Source organism: Echinicola pacifica DSM 19836 (genome assembly GCF_000373245.1).
GTDB lineage: Bacteria > Bacteroidota > Bacteroidia > Cytophagales > Cyclobacteriaceae > Echinicola > Echinicola pacifica.
Map to the genome: position 1 here is coordinate 664,738 of NZ_KB890750.1, position 13,684 is coordinate 678,421.

The window sequence follows — 13,684 nt, forward strand, 5'->3', positions numbered from 1 at the left end:
GGTATTTAATATTTAGAAGTTATTCCAGTGTCCTCCCCTGTCGTTTTCTTTATATCGGTCCCTAATCTCTGCAAATAGGCTATTAGAGCGACGATTTCGGAATGAGGCAGCACTTCAATATTCTCAGATTTCAGCCCATTTGCGATCTCCATAGCTTGAAGATCCAGGTCCTTCATGGCTTCTTCATCCGCATATCCTTCAGGATAAGGTATCCCTAGCTTTTGCAAGGTTCTTATCTTTGCGGGGAGATCCTCATGATCCATGATATTAGTGATCATCCATGAATAAGCCGGCATCGTGGAGCCTGGAGACATGGTGCGCGGGTCCATCATATGGTGGTAATGCCAGCTGTCCGGATATTTCCTTCCTACCCTATGCAGATCAGGACCAGTACGCTTGGATCCCCATAGGAAGGGGCGGTCATAGACAAATTCTCCTGCCTTAGAATACTCACCATATCGCTCGGTCTCTGACCGGAATGGACGTATCATCTGGGAGTGACAACCTACGCAGCCATTGGAGATATACAAGTCCCTGCCCTGCAACTCTAGTGGAGTATAAGGTTTGACGTGGCTGATGGTCGGCACATTTGATTTGATTAATATGGTAGGGATAATCTCTATTGCCCCCCCGATAAGAATGGCAATGGTCGCCAGAACAGTAAAGAAAATTGGCTTTCTTTCCCATACATGATGCCAGTATTCATTTTTATTCTTAACCGGCTTGCTAAGTGGGGCTGCTTCATCATACTCCTCAGCCACAAACTCTCCCATTTGGGAAGTCTTATAAAGATTGAAAATCATGATAAGTGTACCACTCAGGTATAATACCCCGCCAAAAGCCCTAAGCATATACATAGGAACAATTTCCAAGGTGGTCTCCAGGAAGTTTGGATAGGCAAGTCTTCCCATTTCATTAAACTCCTTCCACATCAAACTCTGAGTAAGGGCGGCCACATACATAGGCAGGGCATAGAATAAAATCCCCAAAGTCCCCAGCCAGAAGTGAGTATTGGCCAGTTTGGTAGAATACAATTTGGTGTCCCACATTCTTGGCCATAGCCAATAAAGCATACCAAAGGTCAGGAAACCATTCCATCCTAAGCCACCAATATGAACGTGGGCCACTATCCAATCGGTATAATGGGCAATGGCGTTGACATTTTTCAGGGATAATAAGGGTCCCTCAAGTGTTGCCATACCATAAGCGGTCACGGCTACCACCATGAATTTCAGAACAGGATCCACTCGTACCTTGTCCCAGGCTCCTCTTAAGGTCAGTAAACCATTGACCATCCCACCCCAGGAAGGGGCTAATAGCATAATGGAAAAGGCAATTCCTAATACCTGTGCCCAGTTAGGCAGGGCAGTATAAAGCAAATGGTGAGGTCCAGCCCAGATATAGATAAATATCAGTGCCCAAAAGTGGACGATCGATAGCTTATAGGAATAAACCGGCCGATTCGCTGCCTTTGGAAGAAAATAATACATCAATCCCAAATAAGGCGTGGTCAAGAAAAAAGCTACAGCATTATGCCCGTACCACCACTGAACTAGCGCATCCTGAACACCTGCATAAGCAGAATAACTCTTAAACATGGATACAGGAAGTGCCAAGGAATTGAAAATATGAAGCACCGCCACCGTCACAAAGGAAGCTAAATAGAACCAAATGGCTACATACATATGGCGCTCCCGACGCTTGATCAGGGTCCCTATCATATTCGCTCCAAAAGCAACCCATATCACCGCAATGGCAATATCAATTGGCCACTCCAGTTCGGCATACTCCTTGGAGGAGGTAAGGCCTAGCGGCAAAGTAATAACCGCCGAAAGAATGATCAGCTGCCAGCCCCAGAAGTTTATCCAACTCAGGGCATCACTGTACATTCGCGCTTTCAATAAACGCGGCATGGAATAGTATATTCCTGCAAAAATAGCATTTCCCACAAAAGCGAAAATTACAGCATTCGTGTGCAAAGGCCTTATCCTACCAAAAGTGGTATAGGGATTTCCCAAATTTGCCTCAGGAAGAAATAGCTGCGTGGCGGCCAATATACCCACCAACATCCCTATCACTCCCCAGGCAATAGTGGCAACCCCAAAGTATTTTACGATCTTATTATCGTAACTGAACTTCTCAAGTAATGGTTCTGACATAGTGTTTACTCGTTTTTAGTTGTATTATCTTCCGTTAGTGTTGATTTTTTCTTTTTAGATTTATCAAATAATATCCGCACCGATGGCGTATAGGTATCATCATACTGCCCACTCCGCAATGCTCGAATAAAGAGAATCAAAAATGAGATCGCTAAGACTAAACTTATTGCGATCAGCACAAAAATTATTTCCATAACCAATTGGGATTAAGACCTCGTTGACTGGCTTTTACCTTTACCATCAAACTCGTAAATATTACCACTGAAATACTACTCAGCGGCATTAGTATCGCACAGAATACTGGACTTACCATCCCTTGAACGGCCAGACTCAGACCCACCACATTATAGAGAAAACTAAGGGCAAAACTGAGCATAATGATCCGCTTGCTGTCCTTAGCCATCCTCAGAAACGCTGGCAACTTATCTATGGCACTGGAATCTAAAATCGCGTCACTCGCCGGACTGAAGTTGGTGCTGGTCTCGCATATCGCGATCCCTACCCTGCTTTCATATAAAGCCCCCGCATCATTGAGCCCATCCCCAAGCATGAGCGTATGAGAACCAGATTCATTCAGCTGGCGGATATATTCTAATTTGTCCTTGGGACTTTGATTAAAATTCATCTCTAGGTCCTTCCCAAAAAACTGCTCTAACATTCCCCGCTCGGATCCATGATCCCCTGATAGGATATGGACGCTCCCATCCGCCTTCACTCCGCTCACCAATTCAGCTACGCCCTGTCGGAGGTTATTCGAAAAAGTATAATAGCCTCTTACCTCCCCATTAATGCTTATATACACCCTTGAGCCCACTTCGGGATGATCAATCAAGCGCCTTGCCGACACCCAGCTGGAGGATCCCAAGCGAAAATTCTGATTATTATAGTGGGCTTCCAGACCCTTACCGGCGGTTTCTTTTGTTTCATTGAGAGCCACAGGATCTATGCTAAGCTTGCGGTCCAATCTTCTGCTTAGCGGATGAGCAGACTCCCTTACCATCGACTTGATCACTTGAAGCTCCTCCTCAGACAGCTCACTACCTACGTAAAGGACCTCACTTTCCTGAGGATCCGTGAGGGTACCTGTCTTATCAAATATATAGGCGTCTATGCCTGCCAGGTCCTCTATCACCTGGCCATTTTTGAGGTAAAATCTATTCGCACCGAACACCCTAAGCGTATTCCCCAAAGTAAAGGGAGCTGATAATGCCAAGGCACAAGGACATGCCACAATCAACACACTGGTAAATACCTGAATCGCTACAGAAATATCATAGGACCACCAATAGATCAGGGATATGGAGGCGATCAGAAGAATGGCAAAGGTAAACCAGCCACTAATCTGATTGGTGAGATTGATCTTTTGCTCCTTGGTACTTTCTGCAAAACTGCTGTCATTCCACAAATCTGTCAGATAGCCCTGAGAAGGCTCTTTCTCTACTTTCAGCTGGATGACCGCTCCCGTCTGCCGACCTCCTGCATAGATGGTTTCTCCACATTTTACTCGTACAGGCTCTTCCTCCCCTGTCACAAAACTATAATCTATCCAGGCTTCCCCTTCCAGCAATATCGCATCAGCAGGAATTAATTCAGCGTTTTTCACTACAATCAAATCCCCAACTTTAATCTTAGGCAGAGAAATAACCTCTTCATTCCCCTGAGCGCTGATGCGAACCACCGACAATGGAAAATACGACTTATAATCCCTATCAAAGGATAAATTGTCAAAGGTCTTTTGTTGGTAATATTTCCCGATCAAAAGGAAAAAAACCAAGCCTCCCAGAGAATCAAAATAACCAAGCCCTCCTACTAGCAGCATATAAAAACTATAAGAAAATAAGGCCACCATCCCCAAGGCAATGGGTACATCCATATTGATTTGGAACCTCTTTATAGCGGTCCAAGCAGAAATAAAATAGTCATTTCCTGAAAAAAACAACACTGGAATGGCAAGAGCAAAATTCAAATAGGAAAACAAATTGGAAAATGAATCTCCTAATAAGGCCGCCTCATTGAAATATTCTGGAAGACTAAAAAACATCATATTGCCAAAACAAAAGCCTGCAACGGCAATTTTGACAATTAGCGGATTGGTAACTCGCTTGGTTTTGCGATCACTCAGTGCAGATAATTTCAGGTGTGGTTCATACCCTATCTTACTTAATAGCTGCACGACCTCTTTTAAGGATATTGTGCTTGGTGAAAATTTAATTTTGCATTCTTTTTTGACAAAATTCACCCTTGAGGAACGGATCCCGGACTGCAATGAAGATAAATGCTCCAGCAGCCAGATACAACTCACACAGTGTATAGCTGGTACCTCAAATACCACATGCATCTCCTCTTCATTTTGGAAGCTGACCAACTTCTGAATGACCTCTGGTTCCTCCAGATAATCGAATTTAGCATTGGAATCGTGCTGATCGGATTTCCTGGTGCCGGGCTGATTTGCATATTCATAGTAACTCATAAGGTCATTATCCTGCAATACCTCATAGACTAACTTACATCCGGTACAACAGAAATGCTTTTGGTCATGAAGTAAAAAATCTGTTGCACATGATTCACCACAATGAAAACACAATGCAATACTCTTTTCCTTAATTTTGGTCATACTTAGAATATTATATTCTTAATATAAATAAAAATAAACATATTTATAAACCAAATACACTTATTAACAATAATTTCTTATCCTAAATAAAATGATAGCCGCTTTCCCCATATGCCTTGATTATCGAAATGCATCATCATTTTGAGCAAATCATCCTGGTAGGATTTGGAGGTTAATAGCAACTTAAAATCATGTTTGATGGCATAAGACCAAAATTCTCCGATTTTTGAAAAGTTCAATTTTATAAAACTGGTTTCTTTCGCATACTCCTGAATGGATTTTACCAAGGCTTGCTCATCCGCTAACCTGTACTTTGGAAGGGAGCGTGGAGAGATAATCGTCACACTGCTATTCGACAGCTGCTCCTTCATCTCTTCCATAAAATGATGAATAATCAAAGCAGAATTCTCCGAGCCATCATAATGAATCAATATCTTATCGAAATTAATCACCTGATCGTACCAAATAATTGGGACCTGGTTTTTAGCTTCACTCAGCGGCAGAAAATTCTTTTTATTTTTTAACCAAGAAATGATATGCGGAAGATTCATTAAAATCATTTTGAGATCCACCTCATATCGACTGATGTCCATCAGCCTAAAAAAATCCTCTATGGTCACATCCATGGGTAATTTACCCTTGTAGATAGGGATACAGCGCCCTTGAGAAAGGTTATCCAATAAAAGTAAAGTGTTTTTCATGGGTTAGTTGGTGTATATAGGACAAATATACTTTTACCCATAGAGACTACTCATGACAAGGGTAACTTCAAAACATGACAATAATCATTTGTTTTTTGTATTTCATTGCTTAAAAAAATAGTCAATTTTCAAACGTTTGATTTATTCATCTTCTATTCAAGTCTTTACCCTCCCACTACCCAATCAGTATAGTCTTCCAAAAACTCATCACCCTAAACTCTTAAGCAAAGTCGGCTATTTTAAACCTTAATATTGATTGTCAGAAAGTGAGGAATTATTAAAAAAATATATAGTCATTTTCCGATTTATCATCAGATCGAAGAGCTATTAAGCTAAAGGTATTGGAGTAATAAATAATGGGGCAAAAAAGTAGCTCTCTTAGGTCTGGAAAATAGCTCTAACAAATAAAGCTATTTTCCTCTCCACCAATCCAAACTGATTGACCAGGGATGGGAAGCTTGAAGTACATAAGACCCAACTCAACTGTTAAATAGTGTAGATACTATCTAGCTTAAAATTGTTTTTGGACAAATGGATCCAGATGGATTTACCTTAAGAGTGATTATAAAAATCCGATAAACGCGCCAAACCATTGCGGTCAAGCACTTTGATTTTCTTTCCTTCAAAGGCTATCATTTGATCTTTTTTCAATTCTGAAAGTAGTCGGATGACAGTTTCGGTGGCCGTGCCTACGAGACCGGCGATCTCTTCCCTGGTCAGTACAATATCAATGGTGGAATCTACCCCTCCCTCAATGCCATAGGAATCGCAAAGTTTGATAAGGGTAAAAGCCAATCGTTCACGGATGGTCTTTTGAGTCGCATCAGTCAGCTGGGCTTCCATCAAGCCTAAGGATTGACATACGGATTTGGTAAGACGCTGATGGAAAGTATTGTCTTTGGACATGATTTCCAAAAACGTCTCTTTGGGAATGAAGCAAATTTTAGCATCCTCTACGATGGTGGCGGTGGAAGAATAAACCTCCTCGCCCAATAAGGATGTATAACCTAAAAAGTCCCCTTTTTGGGCTAAGCGAATAATTTGTTCTTTCCCATTGGAAGCGGTCTTGAACACCTTCACTATCCCTGAACTTATGCAGAAAACCCCCAAAGGCTTTGTTCCCTCATAAAAAAGGATTTGACCCTTCTTATGGGAAATTAAATTTTTATTTTCTGTCAAGCTACACAGATGTTCATCTGCCAAACCAGAAAACAAGGAAAATTTCCTACTTAAACAAAGTTCACAGGGGGTGTTTTTTTCCTTCATGATTATTAATTTTATGAGTGATTGTTACAAAGTAACTGATTAAACCACCAACAAAAAGATGATTTTTGTCATACTTTATAAAATAAAAGGAAAATCATCCACGATATCCCCTCACCGATCCCTCTCAAATGATTATTAAACTTATAAAAAATGAATGAATTCTAATTCGTCAAACTTGCATTCAGCAATTTACCAGAAACCAGCTTAGCACTGGTCTGATTTACCTATCGAATATACCATTAAATACTCACTAATCTGGGATAACTGGGCAGTTTATTAAGGGCTCACCCTTTATAAACCTGTTTTCCTTTAGGGATTGATACCGAATAAGTCCTTTCAAACCTACCAACGTATTCCAATCCATCACCTATGAAAATTAAGGCCGAATAAGAATTCACCGTTTCTGCGCATAAAAAAAGGCTGAAGAAATAAATCCTCAGCCTTAAACTTATGTCAATTCTTGGTAAAAAAATCTATAGTTATTTGAATCAAATTTTAATTCGATACTTATAATGATCCCCTTATAAACTCCCGGATAAATGGAATTAGGGTGAAAGCCTATTGCTTCTCGTAATATTTCAATGCATCAGGCATTTGTTTTTGAAGATCTTCCATTCTACGTCCAGGACCTGGGTGAGTGGAAAGGAATTCTGGAGGAGTTTCACCACCGCTATTAGATTCCATTCTTTGCCAGAATTCCGGTGCTTCCCTAGGGTCATAACCGGCCATAGCCATAAAAATCAAGCCTAGCTGATCCGCTTCAAGCTCCTGGTCTCTGGAGAATTTCAGCATTCCGATCTGGCTTCCCATGCCCACGGCCTGCATAAATAGGTTTTGGGTAAGCGTAGGATTTTGTCCCATTGCTCCTTGCAAACCACCAAGCAGGCCATTGGCCACCATTCCTTGAGACATCCGTTCTCTGGAGTGACTGGCGATAGCATGAGCCACCTCATGGCCCATCACCACAGCGATACCTGCATCATCCTGACATATAGGCAAAATACCTGTATAAAAGGCTACTTTGCCGCCCGGCATACACCATGCGTTTACCTGGTCATCCTGAATTAGATTGAACTCCCACTGAAAGCCGTCCAGCAAATTCCCGTAATTATTGGCATTTAAATAAGTCTCCACAGCAGCGGCAATCCTCTTGCCCACCCGAACGACACTTTCACCATCGGCGGTGTTCGTTACGATTTTACTTTCGGTTTTCACCTCATTATATTGCTGAAAAGCCATGGGTAAAACTTCTGAATTGTCCACTAAGCTCAGCTGCTTCCTACCGCTGAGTGGCACCGTGGCGCAACCATAAACGATTAATCCGGTAAGTAAAAGTAAAGTTATCCTCTTAAACATGCTATTAATGATTGTAAGTTAGATCCGTGTATAAAAACATTATAAGCCTAAATAACCAAAAAGAATGCCAGAGCTAATCTTTAACACTTCCCAAATGGATATTTTTAAGCCTGCAAATCTAATGGAATTTAAAGGATAAATACTATTGTCCTACAATTTCATACCCTTCGACCCCAAAATATCAACCCTTATTACGGACATAGATATGCTTATGCTTGCCTCTGGAGTTTTCCCTTTGCTCTATTTCAAATTGAGGAATGGAGCCAATCATTGGAGTAAGCTTATTAAACCCGAAGTTTCTAGGGTCAAAATTAGGTTGTTTCTTCTGAAGTAGATTTCCGACATCACCAAGGAATGCCCATCCATCCTCATCCTCACAATCGGAAATGGTATTGGAGATCAAGCGGATCACCTTGGCGGTGATATTGTCCACCTTGGCCGATTTATTTTGTCCTGGCGTAGCTGACTTTCCACCTTCTGGCTTTTGCTCTTTATGAAGGACTTCTAAGTAGATAAACTTATCGCAGGCTGCAATAAAGGGAGCAGGCGTCTTTTTTTCGCCAATTCCGATTACCTTCATACTAGCCTCTCTCAGTCGTGTCGCCAATTTGGTAAAATCACTATCACTGGACACCAGGCAGAATCCATCCACCTTTCCGGAATATAAAATATCCATCGCATCAATGATCATCGCGGAATCCGTGGCGTTCTTGCCAGTGGTATAGCTGTACTGCTGCATCGGAGTGACGGCATTTTCTAATAATACGGCCTTCCATTTCCCCAGCTGCGGTTGGGTCCAGTCCCCATAGATTCTTTTCACTGTGGGATTGCCATATTTGGCAATCTCCTCCATCATTTCTTTTACATAATGGGAGGGTATATTATCGGCATCTATTAATACTGCCAGCTTCAATTCAGTTTCCATGTATTTATTTTTTCTCTTCTTATTATATTCTTTTCTAGCGACCATAGGTCTGCAAGCCTTCATTCATCGATTTATCCTAGTTTCCTAACCTATATATAGTGACAGCCAACGGAAAAAAGTAGGATCCATCATTATTTTCCAGCCATTAATTCTTACCACTATTATCATCAGGACAGGCTCTTTTATTATATTAGAATTCGAAAAGCAAGCCCTAGTGTCTCATCAAGGTAATATATTTAGGGTAAAATAAGAACATAAAACATTTCTCCTATCCCCTATTCTTAAAGACCTAAAGGGACAAAATGCCTCGCTATTGACCTATGAATCCATTTTCTCCCGATATTACCCTCACGCGAATTGCTCCAACACCCAGTGGTTTTTTGCATATAGGAAATATCCTATCCTTTGTAATCACCCATTCTATAGCCCAAAAGCATCAGGCCAAAATCATGCTAAGAATTGATGATCTCGATCAGGGAAGGCTCAGGGAAGAATATTTGGACGACATCTTTGACTGCCTGGACTTCTTAGAAATCCCTGTGGACCTGGGACCAAAAAACAAAACAGAATTCCGGCAAGAATACTCCCAAATCCATCGATTTCCATTATATGCGGAGGCCATCAATCAGCTCAAAGCAAATGACTTACTTTATGCATGCGATTGCTCCAGAAAAAAGATCAATGCCCAATCAAATAAGGGAAGCTATCCCCAAATATGCAGAACTAAATCGCTACCTCTTGAGGCGGAAAATGTAAATTGGAGACTAAAGACCGATAATACTGCAGAAATACAAATAATAGAAGAGAATCAACCTTTCAAGTCTATTCTGCCCGCCCAAATTACTGACTTTGTTATCCGCAAAAAGGATAAGTCTCCCTCTTATCAGCTGGCCTCCCTGGTGGACGATATCCATTTTGGTACCAATATCATAATAAGAGGTAAGGATCTGTATGACTCCACACTGGCGCAACTGTATCTTAGTGAACTGATTCCTGCAAACAGTTTTCACTCGACTAATTTCCATCATCATGATTTGGTAAAAGCCCCCTCTGGCAGGAAGCTCTCTAAAAGTGAAGGGGCTAGTTCTATAAAAACGATGAGAGAATCCGGTCAGACAAAGCAAGCCATCTACAGACAACTAGGTCAGTATATGGGCTTTCAAGACCCTATTGGAAATTTGACAGAGTTCATTCAAGCTTATCATTCAAAAAAATAAGTCCTAAACCGGTTGAAACCCCGGTTTAGGACTATTAATATATTAGTATTTTGCAGCTTGGCTATCTTCGGGTAGTGAATTAAGGATAAACTGCCTGATGTCTTCATTGGCATTGGCGAGATCTTCCTCTCGCAGGTACATCATATGCCCACTTCTATAGCCTTTCCACAGCAGTCTATCTTTAAGTTTACCACTTGGATCCATCTGCCACATAGAATATTTGGCGTTGAAATAGTCCGTACCACCATCATAATAGCCAGATTGGATCATGACATTTAGGTAGGGATTCTGAGCCATAGCAGCCCGTAGATTTTCACCGGTACGATCTCCAGAGCGATCCCAAGGATGCACAGGGCCAAAAAGATTGTACTCTATGTCTGTGTTAAACTGGAGCTTATGATTCATATAATGATTAAATGCTGGCGCAAAGGCATGATTCCAACTCGACAGGGCGGGATCATGATCAAATCGATCGCCCTTATCTGCTCGATCGATACCTTTATACCTGCTGTCAAGTCTTCCAACCGTCAGGCCTTCATCCCTCAGCAAATCTTTCCAGAAAAAGGAAGTAGGAACCATCAGATTATGTTCCAAAATCACCTTTTGGCTTAATCCTGAATAATGAGCCATCTGCTTTGCCAATCGTTCTTTCTCTGCTGAATCCATAAATCCGCCCATCATCAGGGCCGGTACCAGCTCCTTTCTTGTAAATAGCTCCACTTCAGGCAATATTTCCTCCAAATCTTTACTTTGAAGGCTTGGGTCAAGCTGCTTATGATACCAAGCCGTGGCAGTATAATAAGGCAAATAATTGGCTGCCTGAACTGGCCCTTCTCTATCGATCCCCAAGTCCGTCGGAGAAACCAAGATCACTCCGTTAAAAAACATCCAATGACTTTCCTGTAATCGATTGGCCATGCCAGACACGCGAGTGGTGCCATAACTCTCCCCAATGAGGAACTTGGGGCTGGCCCAGCGTTTTTGACGATTTACAAAGGTCCTTACCCATTCGGAAAGGTAATCGATATCACTGTTTACCCCAAAGAACTGGCTACGATCCGCCTCTTTGTCTGTAATCCTAGAATATCCAGTATTTACAGGATCTATATATACGATATCCGCCACATCCAAAATCGAATGGGGATTATCCTTCACCCCATAGGGCTGCAAGGGGTATCCCTCCTCGTCAATATTCAGAACTACTGGCCCGGTATAGGCAATATGCATCCAGATGGATGCCGAACCCGGACCTCCATTGAAGGAGATTACCAGGGGACGTTGCTCAAGATTGCTGACTCCCTGCCGTTGATAATAAGTGTAAAATAAATAGGCTACTTCCTTTCCTGTTTTGTCCCAAACGGGCTGGGTACCCACCGTGGCGGTATAAGAGATGGTTTTGCCATTGACTTTCAACTGATGCTCACTCGTCGCACTGCTATCTGATGACAGCAGTTGTTGCGCATTTAGAAAGTATAAGTTGCATATAAATAGGGCAATCGAGTAAATAATTGTTTTCATAAAATATACTATTCGGGTTTAGACAGTTAAGGTAGATATAAAAGGCATTAGGAAGCAATACCGCCCATGTAAGGTCCTATTCCCCATATCACCCAAAATGGGGAAAAATCGCTCCATCGGTCAATGAAGAAAATCACCAAAATTGATTTTTTTATGCCATTTATCATAAAATTAACCAATCTCACCCTTCAAAATCGACCAATCACCCTCAAATCGAGTGTGTTCCACTCAGAATTCACAAATAATGGCACTTTTATTGATCCATCCGCAATTAGTCTTCCTTCGGGAAAAATGGTCTGGAGAAAAGTGTTTTAGATTAAACCACCTTTCCCCCCTCAATAGAAATTAATGTTCGATTTAAATTTTAAAAATCTCTTACCTATGAAGTTCCGCCTTTTACTGTCTATATTTTTACTGGGCATTCTTACTTTTTCTTTGGTTTCTTGCTTTGACCAGCAATTAGAAAAAAATGAAACTGTATATATTAAACATTATCCTTCGATAATTGTTGATGATGAGACCAGTATGGGCAGTTTAGCTCTTCAGGTGCAATTTGAACATCAGAAGGGAAAAGACGAATGGACTTTGGTTCCCATCGACGCCATTGAGGGCTTTGATTATACTATGGGAGTGAATTATGAAATAGAAATTAAGAAAGCTCAGGAGTATGATGAAGATTTGGAGGCTTATATGATTAAGTACCATTATTTGTACACCATCAAAGAAACCAAGGTTACTGAAACGGAGACTTTCGAAATCCCATTAAAGTCTGAAAATTTTGAGCCTAATAATTTGGTTTCGCACAATAGCGGATCAGGTTATTCGTTGTTAGGAAAACTACACATTTTCTGCTTTGATGATTGTCAGGAATTGGAGGAAGCTCTAAACACTAATAATGAGGTGACGGGGGTTTTTCGCCATGAGGACAATGAAAATATTAGATTAATCCAGCTAAAGTAAACTACCACAGTTTATACTTTTACTTTACTGATCAATCAAAGGCTGAAAATGTAAATTCAGCCTTTTTTATTTGCTCTTTTAAATAGGCAATCAACTCATCCCCCTCTTCCACAACAATTTCTCCTGGCAGTCCCAATATAAAACGCGCGATTCCAGGTAAATTTGGCACCTTACCTTCAAAAATATAATCCTGACGGTCTTCTACTTGCACAAAGGGCTTCGCATCAGGATGCTCTTCCAGTAGGAGTTGATAGGCTTTCTTGCTAAGCTTTAGCCGTACATGGAATTGATCAGTACCGGTAAATCCAAATAATCCCTGCTTTAGGGGTTCATGAAGTTTCTCGTATTTATTCTTTTTCCCAGTCAGGTATATTTCACTTATCCGCTCCAGTTTAAAAGTCTTCATTCCCCGTGAAGCGATTTCAAAAGCATATACTGCATCGTAATTATTGGTAAATACTACGGGCTCTATCAGCCGATCGCTCACCGAGTCACTGCTTAGCGAATAATAATCACGTAGCACAATCTGCGTTTTACTTTTGATGGCCTCAGCGATTGTATCTACAAACAGCCCAAGGTTTGCGCTGAATAAATGTCCGGCACTCTGCTCCAGCTCAGACTTTAGCCTTACCTTTTGGATAATGCTATGTTTGAGCAGGTTTTTATTAGAGGTTCGATTCAAGACCCCCATCAAAAAGGTCGCTTCCTCCTCCGTAAATACCCCAAAAAGTGAGTTCCTGCCCTCCTCCACCTGCTCGGAAATCTTGAATTTACCGAATTCCTTCTCAATGGTAAACCCCATGCCCTCCAGCAACTGAAAATATCGATACACTGTACGCTTATCGGTCCCCAAGGATTCTGCCAAACGAGTTACTGGTTTGCCTACTGAAGAGCGTAAAAGGTTGATCAGCTTAAAAACTCTTAATATTTTTTGTTGCTCTACGCTTTTTGTTTCCATTTTATGAGAT

General features: G+C 41.3%; 11 protein-coding genes. 2 read left to right on the top strand and 9 right to left on the bottom strand.

The window, feature by feature from the left end; translation table 11 throughout:
* Window positions 1–5: 5 nt before the first annotated feature.
* From ccoN to B050_RS0113325, 7 genes are all read right to left on the bottom strand, one after another.
* On the bottom strand, window positions 6–2,159 hold the full coding sequence (gene ccoN / locus B050_RS0113295; protein WP_018474424.1) for a cytochrome-c oxidase, cbb3-type subunit I: 2,154 nt from the start codon (window positions 2,157–2,159) through the stop codon (window positions 6–8).
* A 5-nt stretch (window positions 2,160–2,164) separates the two neighbouring features.
* The gene (gene ccoS, locus B050_RS0113300) at window positions 2,165–2,353 is read right to left on the bottom strand and encodes a cbb3-type cytochrome oxidase assembly protein CcoS (protein ID WP_018474425.1); all 189 of its coding nucleotides are present in this window, start codon (window positions 2,351–2,353) and stop codon (window positions 2,165–2,167) included.
* A complete protein-coding gene (locus B050_RS0113305) occupies window positions 2,344–4,773 on the bottom strand; it encodes a heavy metal translocating P-type ATPase (protein WP_026235871.1) in 2,430 nt (809 codons plus the stop codon). Before B050_RS0113305 ends, ccoS begins: the two co-directional genes overlap by 10 nt.
* A 77-nt stretch (window positions 4,774–4,850) precedes the next feature.
* Window positions 4,851–5,474 carry a hypothetical protein gene (locus tag B050_RS22475; protein ID WP_157492786.1) on the bottom strand — a complete coding sequence of 208 codons (624 nt, stop codon included), beginning with the start codon at window positions 5,472–5,474 and terminating at the stop codon, window positions 4,851–4,853.
* A 552-nt stretch (window positions 5,475–6,026) separates the two neighbouring features.
* Entirely contained in the window at window positions 6,027–6,740 is a 714-nt protein-coding gene (locus tag B050_RS0113315) for a Crp/Fnr family transcriptional regulator (protein WP_189458049.1), read from the bottom strand.
* A 558-nt stretch (window positions 6,741–7,298) separates the two neighbouring features.
* The gene (locus tag B050_RS0113320; RefSeq protein ID WP_026235873.1) at window positions 7,299–8,096 is read right to left on the bottom strand and encodes a M48 family metallopeptidase; all 798 of its coding nucleotides are present in this window, start codon (window positions 8,094–8,096) and stop codon (window positions 7,299–7,301) included.
* 181 nt (window positions 8,097–8,277) lie between these two features.
* A complete protein-coding gene (locus tag B050_RS0113325; protein WP_026235874.1) occupies window positions 8,278–9,021 on the bottom strand; it encodes an NYN domain-containing protein in 744 nt (247 codons plus the stop codon).
* Window positions 9,022–9,341: 320 nt separating this feature from the next.
* Between B050_RS0113325 and B050_RS0113330 the strand changes: the two genes are divergently transcribed.
* Window positions 9,342–10,238, top strand: coding sequence for a tRNA glutamyl-Q synthetase (locus tag B050_RS0113330; protein WP_018474431.1), 897 nt, complete (start codon window positions 9,342–9,344; stop codon window positions 10,236–10,238).
* A 42-nt stretch (window positions 10,239–10,280) separates the two neighbouring features.
* On the opposite strand, the gene B050_RS0113335 is transcribed toward B050_RS0113330, so the two are convergent.
* Window positions 10,281–11,756: a S10 family peptidase gene (locus B050_RS0113335; protein ID WP_018474432.1), complete on the bottom strand. Its 1,476-nt coding sequence runs from the start codon at window positions 11,754–11,756 to the stop codon at window positions 10,281–10,283.
* 381 nt (window positions 11,757–12,137) lie between these two features.
* Between B050_RS0113335 and B050_RS0113345 the strand changes: the two genes are divergently transcribed.
* Window positions 12,138–12,716 (top strand): DUF4377 domain-containing protein, encoded by a 579-nt coding sequence (locus B050_RS0113345; RefSeq protein WP_157492787.1) that lies wholly within the window; start codon window positions 12,138–12,140, stop codon window positions 12,714–12,716.
* 31 nt (window positions 12,717–12,747) lie between these two features.
* Here the strand turns inward: B050_RS0113345 and B050_RS0113350 are convergent, their stop codons facing one another.
* Window positions 12,748–13,674, bottom strand: coding sequence for a helix-turn-helix transcriptional regulator (locus tag B050_RS0113350; RefSeq protein ID WP_018474435.1), 927 nt, complete (start codon window positions 13,672–13,674; stop codon window positions 12,748–12,750).
* Window positions 13,675–13,684: the final 10 nt, after the last annotated feature.

Bases quoted from the DNA above. Each gene is read 5' to 3' on its own strand.
- ccoN (WP_018474424.1), bottom strand. From the start codon at position 2,159: ATGTCAGAACCATTACTTGAGAAGTTCAGTTACGATAATAAGATCGTA.
- ccoS (WP_018474425.1), bottom strand. From the start codon at position 2,353: ATGGAAATAATTTTTGTGCTGATCGCAATAAGTTTAGTCTTAGCGATC.
- B050_RS0113305 (WP_026235871.1), bottom strand. From the start codon at position 4,773: ATGACCAAAATTAAGGAAAAGAGTATTGCATTGTGTTTTCATTGTGGT.
- B050_RS22475 (WP_157492786.1), bottom strand. From the start codon at position 5,474: ATGAAAAACACTTTACTTTTATTGGATAACCTTTCTCAAGGGCGCTGT.
- B050_RS0113315 (WP_189458049.1), bottom strand. From the start codon at position 6,740: ATGAAGGAAAAAAACACCCCCTGTGAACTTTGTTTAAGTAGGAAATTT.
- B050_RS0113320 (WP_026235873.1), bottom strand. From the start codon at position 8,096: ATGTTTAAGAGGATAACTTTACTTTTACTTACCGGATTAATCGTTTAT.
- B050_RS0113325 (WP_026235874.1), bottom strand. From the start codon at position 9,021: ATGGAAACTGAATTGAAGCTGGCAGTATTAATAGATGCCGATAATATA.
- B050_RS0113330 (WP_018474431.1), top strand. From the start codon at position 9,342: ATGAATCCATTTTCTCCCGATATTACCCTCACGCGAATTGCTCCAACA.
- B050_RS0113335 (WP_018474432.1), bottom strand. From the start codon at position 11,756: ATGAAAACAATTATTTACTCGATTGCCCTATTTATATGCAACTTATAC.
- B050_RS0113345 (WP_157492787.1), top strand. From the start codon at position 12,138: ATGAAGTTCCGCCTTTTACTGTCTATATTTTTACTGGGCATTCTTACT.
- B050_RS0113350 (WP_018474435.1), bottom strand. From the start codon at position 13,674: ATGGAAACAAAAAGCGTAGAGCAACAAAAAATATTAAGAGTTTTTAAG.